This is a genomic window from Streptomonospora wellingtoniae (genome assembly GCF_031845375.1).
Lineage (GTDB): Bacteria > Actinomycetota > Actinomycetes > Streptosporangiales > Streptosporangiaceae > Streptomonospora > Streptomonospora wellingtoniae.
The window spans coordinates 60,670-77,659 of record NZ_JAVREK010000021.1 but is presented as its reverse complement, the minus strand read 5'-3'; the positions used below and the strand labels follow the sequence as shown (position 1 = coordinate 77,659).

At 70.4% G+C, this 16,990-nt stretch carries 11 protein-coding genes; 2 read left to right on the top strand and 9 right to left on the bottom strand.

Annotation, left to right across the window (positions count from 1 at the left end; genetic code table 11):
* Positions 1–129: 129 nt before the first annotated feature.
* The 6 genes from RM446_RS18470 to RM446_RS18445 form a co-directional block, all read right to left on the bottom strand.
* Entirely contained in the window at positions 130–1,848 is a 1,719-nt protein-coding gene (locus RM446_RS18470) for an ABC transporter family substrate-binding protein (RefSeq protein ID WP_311546595.1), read from the bottom strand.
* A 60-nt stretch (positions 1,849–1,908) separates the two neighbouring features.
* Complete coding sequence (locus tag RM446_RS18465) at positions 1,909–4,056, bottom strand: ABC transporter ATP-binding protein (protein WP_311546594.1); 2,148 nt, start codon at positions 4,054–4,056, stop codon at positions 1,909–1,911.
* A gap of 18 nt (positions 4,057–4,074) precedes the next feature.
* Complete coding sequence (locus tag RM446_RS18460) at positions 4,075–4,977, bottom strand: ABC transporter permease (RefSeq protein WP_311546593.1); 903 nt, start codon at positions 4,975–4,977, stop codon at positions 4,075–4,077.
* 81 nt (positions 4,978–5,058) lie between these two features.
* On the bottom strand, positions 5,059–6,042 hold the full coding sequence (locus tag RM446_RS18455) for an ABC transporter permease (RefSeq protein WP_311546592.1): 984 nt from the start codon (positions 6,040–6,042) through the stop codon (positions 5,059–5,061).
* 497 nt (positions 6,043–6,539) lie between these two features.
* A complete protein-coding gene (mgrA, locus tag RM446_RS18450) occupies positions 6,540–7,619 on the bottom strand; it encodes an L-glyceraldehyde 3-phosphate reductase (protein ID WP_311546591.1) in 1,080 nt (359 codons plus the stop codon).
* A 123-nt stretch (positions 7,620–7,742) separates the two neighbouring features.
* Positions 7,743–9,818, bottom strand: a complete 2,076-nt coding sequence (locus RM446_RS18445; RefSeq protein ID WP_311546590.1) for a PhoX family protein — start codon at positions 9,816–9,818, stop codon at positions 7,743–7,745.
* Positions 9,819–10,615: 797 nt separating this feature from the next.
* On the opposite strand from RM446_RS18445, the gene RM446_RS18440 reads away from it, so the two are divergent.
* Entirely contained in the window at positions 10,616–11,089 is a 474-nt protein-coding gene (locus RM446_RS18440) for an ATP-binding protein (protein WP_311546632.1), read from the top strand.
* Positions 11,090–11,268: 179 nt separating this feature from the next.
* On the opposite strand, the gene RM446_RS18435 is transcribed toward RM446_RS18440, so the two are convergent.
* The 3 genes from RM446_RS18435 to cmtR form a co-directional block, all read right to left on the bottom strand.
* Complete coding sequence (locus tag RM446_RS18435; RefSeq protein WP_311546589.1) at positions 11,269–11,415, bottom strand: hypothetical protein; 147 nt, start codon at positions 11,413–11,415, stop codon at positions 11,269–11,271.
* A gap of 249 nt (positions 11,416–11,664) precedes the next feature.
* Positions 11,665–14,958: an efflux RND transporter permease subunit gene (locus RM446_RS18430; RefSeq protein ID WP_311546588.1), complete on the bottom strand. Its 3,294-nt coding sequence runs from the start codon at positions 14,956–14,958 to the stop codon at positions 11,665–11,667.
* Between the two features lie 521 nt (positions 14,959–15,479).
* Positions 15,480–15,827 carry a Cd(II)/Pb(II)-sensing metalloregulatory transcriptional regulator CmtR gene (gene cmtR / locus RM446_RS18425; protein ID WP_311546587.1) on the bottom strand — a complete coding sequence of 116 codons (348 nt, stop codon included), beginning with the start codon at positions 15,825–15,827 and terminating at the stop codon, positions 15,480–15,482.
* 123 nt (positions 15,828–15,950) lie between these two features.
* Here cmtR and RM446_RS18420 point away from each other — a divergent pair, with 123 nt between their 5' ends.
* Positions 15,951–16,886, top strand: a complete 936-nt coding sequence (locus RM446_RS18420; protein WP_311546631.1) for a cation diffusion facilitator family transporter — start codon at positions 15,951–15,953, stop codon at positions 16,884–16,886.
* Positions 16,887–16,990: the final 104 nt, after the last annotated feature.

Genomic DNA, 16,990 nt, shown 5'->3' with positions numbered 1-16,990 from the left:
ATTCCGCCCTCCCCTCCCCCGCGGAGCCGCGGCCGCACACGGCGCTGCCCCCGACCATCGGATGGTCGGGGGCAGCGCCCGGGTGCCGGAGGGCCACCGCCGGCCCGGCTACCGGCTACCGGCTACCGGCTACTTGGTGTAGCCCATGCTCTCGTAGTCGACGGAGGCGAGCCCGCGAGCGCCCCAGTTGGCCATCTCGGGGTCGACCGCGTAGATGCCGGGCCGCTGGAAGAGCGGCACCGCCATGCTCTGCTCCCAGAGCATCTTGTCGATCTCGTTGGCCTTGGCCGCATACTCCTTGGGATCGGTGATCTTCGAGAGGTCGTCGAAGGCCGTGTTGATCTCGTCGGTGCTGAAGTTGTGCAGGTTGTTGCCCCAGGTGGGATTGCCGTTCTCGTCCTCGCCGACCGGGCCGATGAAGTTCTCCGCGGAGTACCCGGCGTAGGGGTTGGTGCTGGAGTAGACGAAGGTCGTCGCGTCGTAGTTGCCCGGAACGATGTACTCGGAGAAGAACACGTTCGTGGGCACGGTCTCGACCTTGACGCCGACGCCGATCTCCTTGAGCTGGGCCTTGGCGATCTCGGCCTCGTCGGCGGTGTTCTGCAGGCCGCTGGGGATCACCCACTGCAGCTGGAGCTTCTCGCCGTCCTTGGTGCGGACCGCGTCGTCGGACTCGCGGGTCCAGCCGGCGTCGTCCAGCATCTTGGCGGCCTTTTCGGGGTCGTACTCGCCGTAGCCCTCGCTGTTGTCCTGGAACCCGGTCTGGGTGGAGCGCAGCAGGCGGTTCGCCGTCGGGTCGGTGGTCCAGTTGACGCCGCTCAGCGTCGCCTTGGCCATCTGCGCCCGGTCGATGGCGTGCACCAGAGCGTTGCGCACCTCGACGTCGGAGGTGACGCGGTCCTCGCCGCCGTTGAAGGTCAAGTGCCGGTAGGCGTTGTCGATGGCCTTGGTCAGCCGGACGCCGTCGGCGTCCTTGAGCTGGTCGTAGGCCGCGGCGTCGTATCCGAGGTAGAACCCGTCGATCTCGCCGTTGTTCATCACCTGGCCGAGCGCGTCGGGCTCGTAGGCCCGGACGACGATCGAGTCCAGCTTCGCCGGGTCGCCCCACCAGTCGTCGTTGCGATTGAGGGTGACGCTCTCGGAGGTCTTGTCGACCTCGACGTCGCCGAACGGGCCCGCCGTGACGGGGATCTCGTCCTTGTAGGCCTCGTTGAACTTCTTCGGGTCCTTCATGTACTTGGCGGGGTACAGGGCGTCGAAGAGGCGCGGCCACTCGGAGAAGGGCGTGTCGAAGTGGAAGATCACCTCGAACTCGTCCTTGCCCTTCTCGACCTCGCCGATGCGCTCGTAGCCGGTGGTGTCGCCGATGTCGAACTTCTCGGCGTTGTCCCGGTGGGCGCCGACGGTCTCGACCTGGGCGGCGTAGTCCTTCCAGGTGATCGGGTCGCCGGTGGACCACTTCGCGTCGGGGTTCAGCTCGAAGGTCACCGTGGAGCCGTCGTCGCTGGCCTCGCTGGAGAGGACGAAGTCCTCGTCCGGGTGCGGCTGGCCCTTCTCGTCGTAGTAGTGGGCCCGGGGCATGACCCCGTTGACGATGGACGCTCCATGGGCCTCGTTGCCCTGCGTGTGGAACACCTGGAACTGCGGCGGGAAGGAGTTGATGCCCCAGACGAACGTCCCGCCGTCCTTCAGCTCGGAGCGGTCGGTCTCGTTGATGTCGATTGCGGGGATGTCGGCGAGGGTCTCCTTGTTCTCGCTCCCCTCGTCACCGCCTCCGCCGCAGGCGCCGGCCATCAGGGCCAGGGCCGCGAGCGGGGCGCCGACCTTGACGGCGCGTCTGATTCGCACGGGGAATCTCCTCACTGCTCTGTTAATCGGGGGATCCGGCGGGGTGGGGCGAACAAGCGGTCACAGGACCGCCTCCGTGTCCGCGTAGTGGCAGGCAGCGGCCTGGTCGGCCGCCCCTTCGACGCGGTTGCGCAGTTCCGGCTCCCGTTCCCGGCACGCGGAGCGCTCGTCCTCGCCGAGGACGGCGAACTTCTGGCACCGGGTGCGGAAGCGGCAACCGGACGGAGGGTCGGCGGGGTTGGGCAGATCGCCTTGGAGCACGACGTGCTCGCGCCGCCGCTCCTTCTCGGGGTCGGGCAGCGGGATGGCCGACAGCAGCGCCTTGGTGTAGGGGTGCGTAGGCCGCCGGTAGATCGACTGCACATCACCGATCTCGACGATCTTGCCGAGATACATCACCGCCACCCGGTCGGCGATGTGGCGCACCACCGAGAGGTCGTGCGCCACGAACAGGTAGGAGAGCCCGAGCCGCGCCTTGAGCTCCTCCAGCAGGTTCACCACGCCGGCCTGGATGGACACGTCCAGCGCGGAGACGGGCTCGTCCAGCACCAGCAGCTTCGGCTCCAGCGCCAATGCGCGGGCGATGCCGATGCGCTGCCGCTGCCCGCCGGAGAACTCCGCGGGCGCGCGGGTCACGGCCGCGGTGTCCAGTCCGACCAGCTCCATCAGCTCGAGTACGCGCGAGCGGATGCGCTCCTTGGAGTAGCCGTGGGTGCGCAGCGGCTCGGCGATGATCTCGAACACCCGCATGCGCGGGTCCAGCGAGCTCATCGGGTCCTGGAAGACGACCTGGACGTCGCGGCGCACGTCCATGCGCTCGCGGGTGGAGACCTTCCCCGAATGCTTGCCGAGGACTTCCACCCCGCCCTGCTGCGGCGCGTCCAGGCTGAGGATCTCCATCAGCGTGCTGGACTTGCCGCAGCCGGACTCTCCCACGAGGCCCAGGGTTTCGCCTTCGCGGATGTCGAAGCTGATGCCGTCGACGGCGTAGACGGTACCCACCCGCCGCTTGAACAGCGCGCCGCGCATCAGCGGATGGTGCTTGGCCAGGTCCTCCACGCGCAGCACGGTCCCGCGGTCCTCGCGCGGCAGCTGCGCCACCGGGTTCTCCGCGATCTCGCCGACCGGATAGACGTCGCGAGCCGTCCACGCGTTCGCCTCGATCTCGCTCGCGCGGATGCACGCGGCGCTGTGGCCCGCTCCCCCGACCTGCTCCAGCGGCGGCTCCCCGGCGTCGCACTCGCTCGTGGCGATCGGGCATCGCGGAGCGAAGGGGCAGCCGGGCGGCATGTCGGTGAGGCTGGGCGGGTTTCCCTTGATCGGGATCAGCGGGGTCTTGCCGTCCCGGTCCAGGCGCGGGACGGAGCCCAGCAGGCCCATGGTGTAGGGCATGCGGGTGCGGTAGTAGACGTCGTCGACCGAGCCGGTCTCGACGAGCCGGCCCGCATACATCACCTGGACCCGGTCCACGAGACCGGCGACCACGCCGAGGTCGTGGGTGATCATGACGATCGCGGCGCCGGTCTCGCGCTGGGCGGCCTTGAGCACCTCCAGGATCTGGGCCTGGATGGTGACGTCCAGCGCGGTGGTGGGCTCGTCGCAGATGATGACGTCGGGGTCGTTGGCGATCGCGATCGCGATCATGACGCGCTGGCGCATGCCGCCGGAGAACTCGTGCGGGAAGGCCCGCCGGCGGCGCTCGGCGTCGGGGATTCCCACCAGGGTGAGCAGCTCGGCGGCGCGCTTCTGGGCCTCCGCCCGCGAGGTCTTCGGGTTGTGCACCCGCACCGCCTCGGCGACCTGGTCACCGACCGTGTAGACGGGCGTCAGTCCCGACAGCGGGTCCTGGAAGACCATGGAGATGGCGCGGCCGCGCTTGCCCGCCATGGTGCGGTCGTCGAGGCCGAGGAGCTCCTCACCGTGCAACCGGATGGATCCGCGCACCCGCGCGTAGTCGGGCAGCAGCCCGATCGCGGCCAGCGAGGAGACGGACTTGCCCGATCCGGACTCCCCGACGATGCCGAGGATCTCGCCGCGCCGCACCTCGTAGCTGACACCGCGCACCGCGGTGACGTCGGCGTTGCCCCGGCCTCCGGGGAAGGACACCTCCAGGTCGCGGACCTCGAGGACGGGTGGCCGGGCTTCCCCGCCCTCGGGGGCCGCGCCGGTCTGCTCCTGCTCAGCGGCGGTTCCGCTGGTTGCGGTCATGGCGGTTCGATCCCCCTCTTAGGTCCTGCTCTTGGAGTGCGGGTCCAGCGCGTCGCGCAGGCCGTCGCCGATGAGGTTCACGGCCAGTACGAGCACGATGAGCAGGCCGGTGCAGAACCAGAACGTCCACGGGAAGGCCAGGGCCTGGCGCGAGCCCTCGGCGATCAGCGAGCCGAGGGTGACGTCGGGCGGCTGGATGCCGAATCCGAAGTAGGACAGCGCGGTCTCCAGGATGATTGCGGAGCTGACGTTGATGGTTGCGTCCACGATCAGCAGCGAGGACATGTTCGGCAGGATGTGGCGCAGGATGATCCGCCCGTGACTGACGCCCATGTAGCGCGCGGCCAGCACGTACTCGCGCTCCTTGAGGGAGATCGTCATGCCGCGCACCATCTTCGCTGTGACCATCCACATGAGGCAGCCCAGCAGCAGGACGAAGATCAGCCAGCCGCTGTCGCGCAGCACCGGGTAGAGGATCGCCAGGATCAAGAACTGCGGCAGGACCAGGAAGAGGTCGGTCACCCACATCAGCGCGCGGTCGGTGATGCCCAGGTAGTAGCCGGCGAACGCGCCCACGAGGGCGGCGATCACCGTGGTGAACAGTGCGGCGCAGAGTCCGATGAGGATGGACTTCTGCAGCCCGACCATCGTCATGTGGAAGATGTCGCGGCCGGTGTTGCCGGTGCCGAACCAGTGGTCGGCGCTGGGAGGGCTGCGGAAGGCAGTAAAGTCGCGCTCGCCGAACCCCCACGGGCTGAGCATCGGGCCGATCCATGCGGCGGCGATCAGTCCGAGGATGATCGCGAGCCCGATGACCACGCGCCTGGTGGCGAGCAGCTCCTTGGCCAGCGAGGACCACCGGCCGGAGATCTCCGCGGCGGCCTCGGTCGTGATCGCCTCGCGCTCGGCGGACAGGCTCATGGGGTGTTCTCCAACACGGTGAGCGGGGACGGGCGGGGCCGGGTCGGCGCGGGGCCGGCCGGCGGGCGGGAGCGGCTCATGTCAGCTCACCCGTACCCGCGGGTCCAGCCACGCGTAGAGCACGTCGGACAGGAAGGACGCGACCATGACGCAAACGGCCATGAAGAAGGTGACTGCGGCGACCGCGTTGACGTCCTGCGTGGCGATGGAGTCCACCACCCATGCGCCCATGCCGTGCCAGCCGAAGATCTTCTCGGTGAAGGTCGCGTTGGCGATGAGGATGCCGAACGTGAAGGTGAAGTAGGTGATCGTGGGGATCAGCGCGGTGCGCAGGGCGTGCTTGATCATCGCGGCGCGCCGGGTGAGGCCCTTGGCCATCGCGGTGCGCACGAAGTCCGAGCCCAGCACGTCGAGCATCATGTTGCGCTGGTAGCGGCTGAACGCGGCGAACAGGGACAGCGACAGGGCGAGGGTGGGCAGGATCGCGTGCTGGACGCGGTCGGCCAGCGTGCCCCAGAAGCCCGCTTGCAGGTTGGCGCTGTACTCGCCGCCGTACTCGAGTAACCGCATGCCGGAGACGTCGTTGATCCACACGGCCGTGACCTGCAGCGTGACGGCGACGACGACCGCGGGCACCGCCAGCAGGAAGAACGCCGCGACGGTGGTGGCCTTGTCGAACTTGCCGTACTGGCGCACGGCGGAGTAGGCGCCCATCGCCACACCCAGCGTCGCGCCGATCAACGTCCCGGCCACGATCAGGCGCAAGGAGACCCCGGCCTTGCGGGCGATCGACTCGTTGACGCTCTGGTCCTTGATGGTGCTGCCGAAGTCGCCGGTGACCACACCGCCGATCCAGGTGGCGTAGCGCTCGGCCAGGGGCGTCTCGTCGTTGAGGTTGAGCTTGTCCAGCTCTTTCTCGATCGCCTGGTCGCTGGGCGGCGGCTGGCGCTGCTCGAAGTAGCCCCGGGGGTCGAGGGTCGTCGCAGCGATCAGATAGGCGATGCTCGACGCCAGAAAGATCAGGACGAGATAACTCAGCAGTCTCCTGATCAAGAACTTCGCCAACTGATGCCCCTACCTCATCGCCCGGACGGACTGCCTCGGAACAACCCGGTGAATCGGTGCGGCCCGGCGGGCACGCCCAGTCACGACGTACTCACAAAGACGCAGTCGGCGCAAGGGAGGGTGCCCGGTTCCGCCGGAGGGTCGGCTCTCGACGGTGACCGCATCCCACTTACATCCGATTCACGGTCAGTGATCCGAATTCACACGAGTTTGGGCTGTTTGCAGACACTGCAGGGTTACCGGCGCATCAAGAAAGCGCAACAGGAGTTGCTTTCCTGCATCTCAGTGCCCACACCGGAAGGATAGTAACCGCTCCCTCCGGCGCCTCGTGGCGGAGGGGCCGAATTCGCCGCGCGGCCCCAACGGCACGGTCGGGAGCGGCGCGGGACGCGTTGTCGCAGCGTGCCGGCGGCGTCCCGTCCGGCTGCCCGCCGCGGGGCCGCCGCCGCGGCCCCGCGGCGGCTCCGCGGCGGCGGCGAGCCCCGCTCCCGCGGCGCTCAATGATCGCTGGAGCGCCTCCAGATGTTGACGTCCAGATCCACCGCGTACGCGTCGATCTCGGCGAGCTCCGCGCGGGTCGGCGCCGGTGCGCGCACGGCCGCCAGGCTGTCCTCCAGCTGCTCGACACTGCTGGCGCCGATCAGGGCCGAGGTCACCCGCGGGTCGCGCAGCACCCAGCTGATCGCCAGCTGGGCGAGCGTCTGCCCGCGCCCGCGGGCCACCGCGTCCAGCGACCGGATCAGCTCCAGGTTGCCCTCGGCCAGCCACTCCCGCGAGAAGGACCCGGCGCGGCTGGCCCGGGAGCCCTCGGGCACGCCCTGCAGGTAGCGGTCCGTCAGCAGCCCCTGGGCCAGCGGCGAGAACACGATGCAGCCGGCCCCCGCGTCCTCAAGGACGTCCAGGAGTCCCTGCTCCTCGATCCAGCGGTTGACCATCGAATAGGAGGGCTGGTGGATCAGCAGCGGCACGCCCATCTCGCGCAGCAGCGCGGCCGCCTCGGCGGTGCGCTCGGCGGAGTAGGAGGAGATCCCGGCGTAGAGCGCCCGGCCCGACTTCACCGCCGACGCCAGCGCCCCCATCGTCTCCTCCAGCGGAGTGTCGGGGTCGTAGCGGTGGCTGTAGAAGACGTCGACGTAGTCCAGGCCCATGCGCGCCAGCGACTGGTCCAGGCTCGCCAGGAGGTACTTGCGGGAGCCGCCGCCGCTGCCGTAGGGGCCGGGCCACATCTCGTAGCCCGCCTTGGTCGAGACGACGATCTCGTCGCGGTAGGCGCGGAAGTCCTCGCGCAGGATGCGGCCGAAGTTCAGCTCTGCCGCGCCCGCCGGCGGACCGTAGTTGTTGGCCAGGTCGAAGTGGGTGACGCCCAGATCGAAGGCGCGCCGCAGGATGGCCCTCTGGTTCTCCAGCGGCCGCGAGTCGCCGAAGTTCTGCCACAGCCCGAGCGAGACCTCGGGAAGCTGCAGACCGCTGCGCCCCGTGCGCCGGTAGGGCATCCGGCCGTCGTAGCGGTCGTCGCCGGCTCGGTGGACACCGGCGCTGGGGACGTCGAGTCGGGGTATGTCGTTCTCTCGCACCATGGGACCGATCATCCCACCGCACACGAGGTGTCCGCGCCCGCCGCCGCGGCATCGCGGGCGCGGACCGTGCGCTCGCCGGGGCCCGAGCGGCCCCCGGGCCCCGGCGAGCGGCCGATGTCCTGCTCAGCTACCGATGTCCTTGCCGCGGCCGTGCCAGATCGACACCACCGACGGGCGCGGGAACCCCTTGTGGTCGGGCCAGGTGCTCTCCGGGTCCGCGTAGCTGCCGCCGTCGCCGGGGTGCTGCGGTGCGATGAACACGGTCTTCTGGTCCTCGGTGATCAGCGGCCCGCAGCACTCGGCGCCGTTCGGGACCCGGGCGAACATCTTGAGGTGGCCCTTGTGCCGTCCCTCCACCGGAACGGCGAACAGACCGTCGTTGCCCCATGCCATGCCGTCGGTCGCGATCCACAGGTTGCCGTGCTCGTCGAAGGTCAGGTTGTCCGGCGAGGAGACCGCCGTGACCTTGGACTTGTCGAAACCGGAGAAGTAGGTGGCCGGGTCCTCGGGGTCGCCGCAGACGATCGGCACGTCCCAGCGGAACCTCGTTGCCGCTGCGTCGTTGTGCCGCTCGGTGATCTCCAGGATGTGGCCGTAGCGGTTGGGGCCGCGCGGGTTGGGCTCGTCGGCCTGGCCGGGCTCGCGCGCACTGTTGTTCGTCAGCGCGCAGTAGATCTTGCCGGTGGCCGGGCTGGCCTCGATGTCCTCGGGGCGGTCCATCTTGGTGGCGCCGGCCTTGTCGGCGGCCAGGCGGGTGTGCACCAGCACCTCGGCGACGGTGAAGCCCTCGACGAAGCTCTCCTTGTGGCTGGCGAGCGGTATCCACTCGCCCCAGCCGTCGAACGCGCCGTCGGACGGAAGCTTGCCGGACCCGTCGAACTCGTTCTCCGGGCTGTCGCCGCGCAGCTTGGCGGCGTAGAGCGTGCCCGAGTCGAGCACGCGGCCGTTTCCGCGCCGCGAGCCCCTGCGGTAAGGGTGCTCGCTGACGAACTTGTAGATGTAGTCGAACCGCTCGTCGTCGCCCATGTAGACCGCGACGCGGCCGTCGCGGGTGATGCGGATGTTGGCGCCCTCGTGCTTGATGCGGCCGAGCATGGTGCGCTTCTTGGGTGTGGAGTCCGGGTCGTAGGGGTCGATCTCCACCACGTAGCCGAAGCGGTTGGCCTCCTTGGGGTGTCGGGAGAGGTCGAAGCGCTCGTCGACCCGGTCGAAGCGGCGGTTGCCCGCGCGCGTGTCGCCCTCGGTGGCGATGCCGTAGCGGGCCAGCGCCGGCTTCGCGTCCTCGGGGGCGTTCTCGCCGCCGACGAAGTACTGGTTGTAGTTCTCCTCGCAGGTGAGGATCGTGCCCCAGGGGGTCGTGCCGCCGGCGCAGTTGTTCAGCATGCCGAGCACGCGGGTGCCCTCGGGGTCGGCGTCGGTGCGCAGCAGCTCGGCGCCGGCTGCGGGGCCGGTCAGCTCCATCGGCGTGGATGCCGTGATGCGGCGGTTGAAGCGGCGCCGGCCGCGGGAGAGCCGCCAGCCTCCCGTGCGCCTGCCTCTGCCGCGGCCCTTGCTCTCGAACTCGCGCCGGATCTCCACGATCGAACCGCCGTGGGCGGCCATGGCGATGCGGATCTGCTCGGGGTCGGCGTCGTTGCCGTCGGTGTAGCCCTCGAACATCAGGGCCTCGTTGGTGTACTCGTGGTTGACCCACAGCAGCCCGCGGTCGCGGCCCAGCGCCTGGAACGCGACGAAGTCGCAGTTGTAGCCGAACTGCTTGGCCTGGGCCTCGGCTCTCTGGGCGGTGAAGTCGAACTCCGGCGCATCGGGCAGGACCGGGTCGCCCCAGCGGACCACGACGCGCTGCTCGTAGCCGGCGGGGATCTCCACGGCGTCGCCGGTGCCCGGCTGAATGCCCTCGAACCCCAGGCGGGGGTTGCCGCGGCCTCGACCGCGGCTGTTGTCGGCCAGAGCTGGGGCGAAACCTCCCAGCCCGGCTGCGGCGGCGGTGGCGCCGGCGCCCACGGCGCCGGCGCGGAGCATGTTCCGGCGTGAGAGCGCTGTCGCGGCGACCTCGCCGAAGTACGTGTTGTCGCTGGTGTTGGGTGCGTCGTGGAAGCAGGCGTCCCCGCAGCGGAAGCGGCACGTCTGGCGGGACCGGCCTCCGCCGACCTGCCCGAGCAGCGGCAGCGAACGGCGATTGGGCGCGGATTGCGGCACTGGGTCCTCCTATGGCTCGCGGGGACAACCGTCGACCAGGGCGCGGAACGGTCGCGGACGCCGCGCCCGAACGGTGCGGGTACGGGCAGGTGGGAGGTGCCCGAACCTCCATGACCATGGCGGAGCCGTCGTTCGCCGGTGTGAATCCGCCGTGAATGGGCCGCCAACTCCTCGGCACACCTGACGCCCGCCCGCACCCCCGTACCGGCCTGCGGCGGGACGGCGGCAGGCGGACGCGCGGCGACGGGCGCCACCGGTCGGGTGCGGACACACGCGGCCGGCCCGCGCAGGCTGCCTGCGCAGCAACCGGACAAAGGTGCCCATACCCGCATCTCCTACCCGCTCGTGGAGCCGGTCCATCGCCGTGGACGCCCTCACCGCCGTGCAATACAGACACGCAAGTGACGGTAAGGGTACGGTCCGTAACGAGAGACATACCACCCCCACCTGCCTCACGAGAAGTCAACCCGCGTATTCTGTCCGTGGATATGACCTCAGAGGCTGTGAGGTTGGGCCCCACTGACCCCGCACACCGCACGAGACCGACCCGATGAGCGATCCCCTCGCGCCCGTGCCTCCCACGCGTCGTGACCCCGAGCGGGCACGAACGCCCCCGGCAAGGCGTCGCTCAACGTCACCGCGGCACGTTCGCGGCGCGGCGCGCCACAACGTCACAGGGGAGTGAGACCCGTATGCCCGACACCCCTACGGCGGGACCGCACGGCCTCACCGGCCCGCGTACCCCGCCGGTCCCAGCGGGCACCGCCAGCCCTTCGTCCACCGAACCGGCCCACACCATGGAAGAGCGCCAACCGCCAACGCCCTCCGGACCCGATGACCGCGGCCCGCTCGCGCGGCGCCGCTTCCCCGGGCTCGCCAGCCAGATCCACCACGCGCGCCGCTTCGTCGAACGGATGATGGCGCCCTCCCCGGAACTGACCACCGCGACTCTGCTCACCAGCGAACTCGCCACCAACGCCATCACCCACAGCGCTTCGGGCATGCCCGGCGGAAAGTTCGAGGTCGCCGTCGACCTCGCACAGGGCTGGGCCCGGGTGGAGGTCCGCGACCTCGGCAGCCCGGAGCAGCCCCAGGCCCAGCACCGCGATCCCTACGACGTCAGCGAGCACGGGCGCGGCCTCGATCTGGTCGATGCGCTCGCCTCGAAGTGGGGCGCCGAGTCGCGGCCCGACGGACTGGGCCGGCAGGTCTGGTTCGAGCTGATGTGGGACGAGGAGGCCGAAGACGGCGCACCGGCCGCAGCCGAGTGAGTGCCCGGCGGTCCGCATCAGCTGTCGGGGCCGCCGGGCGGAGCGACCGCGGGTGCGGCCCCGGTGGAGAGAGGGCGTGCCCTCGCCGCGCATGACGAAGGGCCTCCCGCTCAGGGAGACCCCCGTCGTCGTGGAATGAGTCGGCAGGTCGGGCAACTGGCTGGGCGAAAGCCCATGAACTAGGCGTCCTCCTCGGCGTCGGCAGAGGTGCTGGGCAGCCGGTACTTCTCGTAGAGCTCGCGCGCGTAGTCCTTGGCTTCCTGGGAGGGCTCGTCCCCGAGCTCCTCGCGGACGAGCTCGTCGAGTTCCGTGTCCTTGCGTTCCATATCTGCAGCTTGCCTTTCGTGGGGGCTCGATCACAAATCAGCGCTCCGAGAACCCCGACATGCACGTCATGCGGAGCGCCTACGCCGCAGGACGGCGGCGGGCGGCGGGCGAGCGGCGCGGAGCCTGCGCGAACCCGGCGCGCAGCGCCCTCCCGCCGCCTGTGGCACCGCGCCGCCGCACACGCGGCGGCCGCCGCGGAGAACCCCCCGCGGCGGCCGCTTTCCGTGCTCGGGCCGGGCCCGTGTTCCTCAGGCGGAGGAGGACCCGGAGTCGCCGTCGGCCGCCGCCGGCGCCGGCTCCTTGTCGTCCTGCTCGTCCGCCTTCTCCCGGCCCTCGGCGCGGGCCTTCTCCAGCGCCGCCTCGCGCTTGGCGCGGCGCCGCTGGGCGCGGCGCTCCTTGCGGCCCTCGGCCATCGTGTAGAGCACCGGGACCAGCACCAGCGTGAGCAGCGTCGACGTGATCAGACCGCCGATCACCACGATCGCCAGCGGCTGGGAGATGAAGGCCCCGCCGCCGGTGATGCCCAGCGCCATCGGCGTCAGCGCGCCGACGGTGGCCAGTGCGGTCATCAGGATGGGGCGCAGCCGGTGCCGCGACCCTTCCACGACCGCCTCGCGCAGCTCCATGCCGTCGTTGCGGTACTGGTTGACCAGGTCGATGAGCACGATGGCGTTGGTGACGACGATGCCGATCAGCATCAGCATGCCGATCATCGCCGCCAGGCCCATCGGCTGGCCGGTGGCCAGCAGCAGCCCGATCGAGCCGGTGGCCGCGAACGGGATCGACACCAGCAGGATCAGCGGCTGAATGAGGCTCTTGAAGGTCGCCACCATGATCAGGTACACGATGGCGATCGCGGCCAGCATGGCGATGCCCAGCTGGGTGAACGCCTCGCTCTGGTCGGAGCTGACGCCGCCGATCTGGGCGCTGGCACCTTCGGGCAGGTCCAGGTCGTTCAGCTTCTGGGTCAGCTCGGTCGAGACCGCGCCGAGGTCGTCGGCGGTCGGCGAGGCGCTGACGGTCGCGCTGCGGACGCCGTCGGAGCGGGTCAGCTCCGGCGCCTGCATGACCTTCTGCACGTCGGCGACCTTGTCCAGGCGGATCTCGTCACCGGTTCCGGTGGTCAGCTTGAGGTCCTCCAGGTCCCCGACACCGGCCGGCTTGGCGATGTCGCGCACCACCATGTCGTGCTGGGTGCCGTCGATCGTGGCGGTACCGACCTCGGAGCCGCTGAACGCCTGGGTGACGGCCTGGCCGATCGCTCCCTCGGTGAGGCCCTCCTCAGCGGCCTTCTCACCGTCGACGTCGACCTCCAGCGCCGGCTGGGAGGCGGCGATGCTGTTCTCGACGTCGGCGGCGCCGGGGATGTCGCGGACGGCGCCCTCCACCATTTCGGCGGCCTCGACCAGGGTCTCCCGGTCGTCGGCGCGGACGTCGACCTCCAACGCGGTGCCGCCGGCGGCACCGGCCGTCGCGACGCGCAGCTCGGTGTCGGTGTCGACGTCCTGCATGGCGTCGCGCAGCTTGTCCGACAGCCCTTCCTGCTCCAGCTCGGGGTCGGCGGTGACGGTGTAGGTGACGGTGTCGGCGCCGCCGCCCATCATCGCGGCCATGCCGCCTCCGCCGCTCCCGACGGAGGTCTGGTAGGACTCCACCCACGACAGGCTGTCGAGGGCCTCCTCGACCTTCTTCGCCTCGTCGTCGGCGGCGTTGAGCGAGGTGCCCTTGGCCAGCTCCTGGGTGACGGAGTAGGTGTTCTGCCCCTGGTTGCCCAGGAAGCTGGTCTGCAGGCTGCCGGCCGCGACGAAGGTGCCGACCAGGATCAGCACGGAGGCGGCCAGCGTGGTGATGCGGTGGCGGGTCGCCCAGCGGATGATCGGCAGGTACATGCGCTGCAGCGGGGTGCGCAGCTCGCGCTGGTGCTCCTCGGCCTTGATCCGCTCCAGTTGCTCGGGCGGGACGATGCGCGGGCGCATGAACCAGTAGGCCAGCACCGGGATGATCGTCAGCGACACCAGGAGCGAGGCGCCCAGGGCGAGGCTGACGGTGACCGCGAAGGGGCGGAACAGCTCACCGGTCTGCCCGCTGACGAAGCCGATCGGCAGGAACACCGCCATCGTCGTCAGCGTGGCCGAGGTGATGGCCGTGGCCACCTCCCGCACACCCGTGTAGACGGCGGTGAACTTCTCCTCGCCGTAGGCCATGTGCCGCTTGATGTTCTCCAGCACGACGATGGAGTCGTCGACCACGCGCCCGACCGCGACCGTGAGCGCGCCCAGGGTCAGCAGGTTGAGCGAGTAGCCGAACGCCTGCATGCCGAGCATCGCCACCAGCAGCGAGACCGGGATGGACACGGCCGTGACCAGGGTGGATCGGATCGACAGCAGGAACACCAGGATCACGACGATCGCGAAGAGCAGCCCCAGACCGCCCTCCTCGGCCATGGCCACGATGGAGTCGTTGATGTAGGGCGCCTGGTCGAAGACCACGGTGACCTCGGCGTCGTCGCCGAGCATGGGCTCGATGTCGTCCAGCGCCGAGGTGACCTCGTCGGAGATCTCGACGGTGTTGCCGTCGGGGGTCTTGGTGACCATCACGCCGAGGCTGGGGTTGCCGTCGGTGCGGGTGATGCTGGAGGCCTCGTCCATGCGCAGCTCGACGTCGGCGAGCTTGCCCAGGCGCATCGGATCGGCGCTGGGAGCAACGGCTCCGGCCGCACCCGCGGCCGCGCCCGCTCCGGCAGCCGCGCCGGCGCCCGTCCCGGCGCCCGCGGCGCCGCTCCCGCCGGCGGATGCGCCGGACGGTGTGACCCAGACGTCCTCGACCTCGTCGACCGACTGCAGCTTGCCGCCGGTGGTGACGGTCAGGGTCTCGCCGTCCTGGGTGATGTCGCCACCGGGGGTGAGTGTGCCGCTGGCCTGGAGCGCGCCGGTGAGGTCGGCGACGGTCAGGCCCTCGTCCTCTAGCTTGTCGTCCTTGGGCTCGATGACGACCGAGGACTCGCGGATGCCGGTGACCGTGGCCGCGCGCACGCCGTCGATGGACTCGAGCTCGGGCACGACCTGCTCCTTGAGCGGGTCGGCCAGGGCCTGCTCGTCGCCGTCGCCGGCGCCGGCGGCCAGCATGACGACGGGGATGTCGTCGGTGCCGAACGCGGTGACGGAGGGGTCGACGTCGTCGGGCAGCATCGGCTCGGCCTGGTCGACCGCCTGCTGGACGTCGCGCACGACGGCGTCGCTGTCGTCGCCGTAGTCGAACTCGGCGGTGACCTGCACCGATCCGGTGCTGGAGGTGGACGTGTAGCTGACGACGCCGGGGACGCCCTGCACCGCCTGCTCAAGCGGTTCTGCGACGTCGGTCTCGACCACCTCGGGTGAGGCGCCCTGGTACTGGGCGTTGACCATCACCATCGGAACCTCGATGGAGGGCATCAGCGCGCGCGGGGTGCTGACCGTCGCCAGCGCGCCGAAGACCAGGGCCGCCAGGGTGATGAGCAGGATGAGCGCCCGGTTGCCGAGGGAGATCCGTGCTAGTCGGTTCACGCCGTCCCCCTAACCCGCTGCGCGCCCGCTCGTGGGAATGGGCCGGATGGGACGCCAAGAGGGCACTTGGCAGATTGGGACATGAGAGTCGTTACTCCTCGAAGAATGGCTTCTCGCGCTGCAAACGGCACCGCTGCGACGAGCGGTAGACGAACGAACTGCCGTGCGGACGTCGGCACGGGGGAGCCGCACGGGGTACTGCCGGGCACGCTGCAAACACGATACTTCGCGAGTCGGGGCGAAATCCCCAGGAGCGTGCCGAGATCAGGTGGTTGTCAGGGACGTGTCAGGGGTCTATCAGGGTCGCTACGCTGCCGGTCCTCCGCTGTGAGCGGCGCCGAAGCGGCGTGCGGCCGGAGGCGGCGGCCGCGGCGCGCTGCACGGGGCGGTGCCGGGCCGCATCCGGCCACACGGCGGCTGCCCCGGGCCGACCGCATTTCGCGGTCGGGCGCGGGCCGGGCGGTGGCGGTGGCTCCGGTCGGCGAGGGCAGACGGGGCGACGGGCCGGGCGCGGGGATTGCTCAGCCGGCGGGGACCGGAGTGTGCTCTCCCGGCGGCACGTGCTCGGCGGCCACGCCCCACACAACGCGCAGCAGGTCGTCGAGGGCGTGTGCGAGGGAGTCGTCGACCAGCTCGTAGCTGACCTGGCGACCGCGCGCGGTGGTGGTCACCAGGCCGCACTCGCGCAGGCAGGCCAGGTGGTTGGACACGTTCTGCCGGGTAAGCCCCAGATGCTCGGCGAGGTGGGCCGGGTAGTCGGGTCCGTCGAGGAGGGCGAGCAGGAGGCGGCAGCGGGTGGGGTCGGCCAGCGCACGGCCCAGGCGCTGGATCGCGGCGAGGCGCTGCTCGGAGGTCAACATGAAAACCATTTTACAGCATTTGCTGTATTGACAGCCTAGGCTGTATAAACAGTGAGGACTGAACAGTCCCCGCGCCTGCGCCGCGGCCGCCAGCGCGGCGCAGGCAGGGGCCGAGACGAGCGGGGAGCCGGGATGGGCATGGGCCACGGGCACGGGCACGGGCACGGGCACGGGCACGGCGACACCACCGCCGCCACCGCCAACCGCGGCCGCCTGGCGATCGCGCTGGCGCTGATGCTGTCGGTCGCCGGCGTGCAGGTCGCCGGAGCGGCCGCGTCGGGGAGCCTGGCGCTGCTCGCCGACGCCGGGCACACCGTCACCGACTCCTTCGGCGTCGCACTTGCGCTGGTCGCCGTGTGGATCGCCAATCGCCCCCCCAACGCGGAGCGCACGTTCGGACTGCAACGGGCGGAGGTGCTGGCCGCCGCGGTGAATGCGCTGACCCTGTTCGCGCTCTGCGCCTTCGTTGCCTACGAGGCGGTGCGGCGGATGCTCGACCCCCAGCCGGTGGCGGGCCCGTGGATGGTCGCGGTCGCCTGCATCGGCCTGGCGGCCAACATCGCCGCGCTGCTGGTGCTGCGCGGCGGCCAGAGGGCGAGCCTGAACGTGCGCGGCGCCTATCTGGAGGTGATGGGCGACGCGCTGGCCTCGGTCGGCGTCGTGATCGGCGGCGCGGTCATCTGGCTGACCGGCTGGGAGCAGGCCGACTCGCTGATCTCCCTGGGCATCGCGGCCTTCATCGTCCCCCGCGCCTGGGGCCTGCTGCGCGAAGCCGTGCACGTGCTGCTGGAGTCCACACCGCGCCACGTGGACCTGGAAGAGGTGCGCGAGCACCTGATGCGCCAGGCGGGCGTCATCGACGTGCACGACCTGCACGCCTGGACGATCACCTCGGGAATCCCGGTGATGTCGGCGCACGTGGTGGTCGAGAAGCACCGCCTCGCCGACGCCGGCCGCCTCCTCGACGACCTGCACGCGTGTCTGTCCGGGCACTTCGACGTCGAGCACTCCACACTGCAGTTGGAGCCCGACGGCCACGTGGACCACGAGGGCGCCCGCCACGCGTGACACACATCACGCGTTCGCGGCGCCGGACACGAGCGGCGGGTGCGGTAGGCACCAGGAAAACCGGAGCTAACGCCTCTGACCTGGACAAAACGCCAAAATATCTG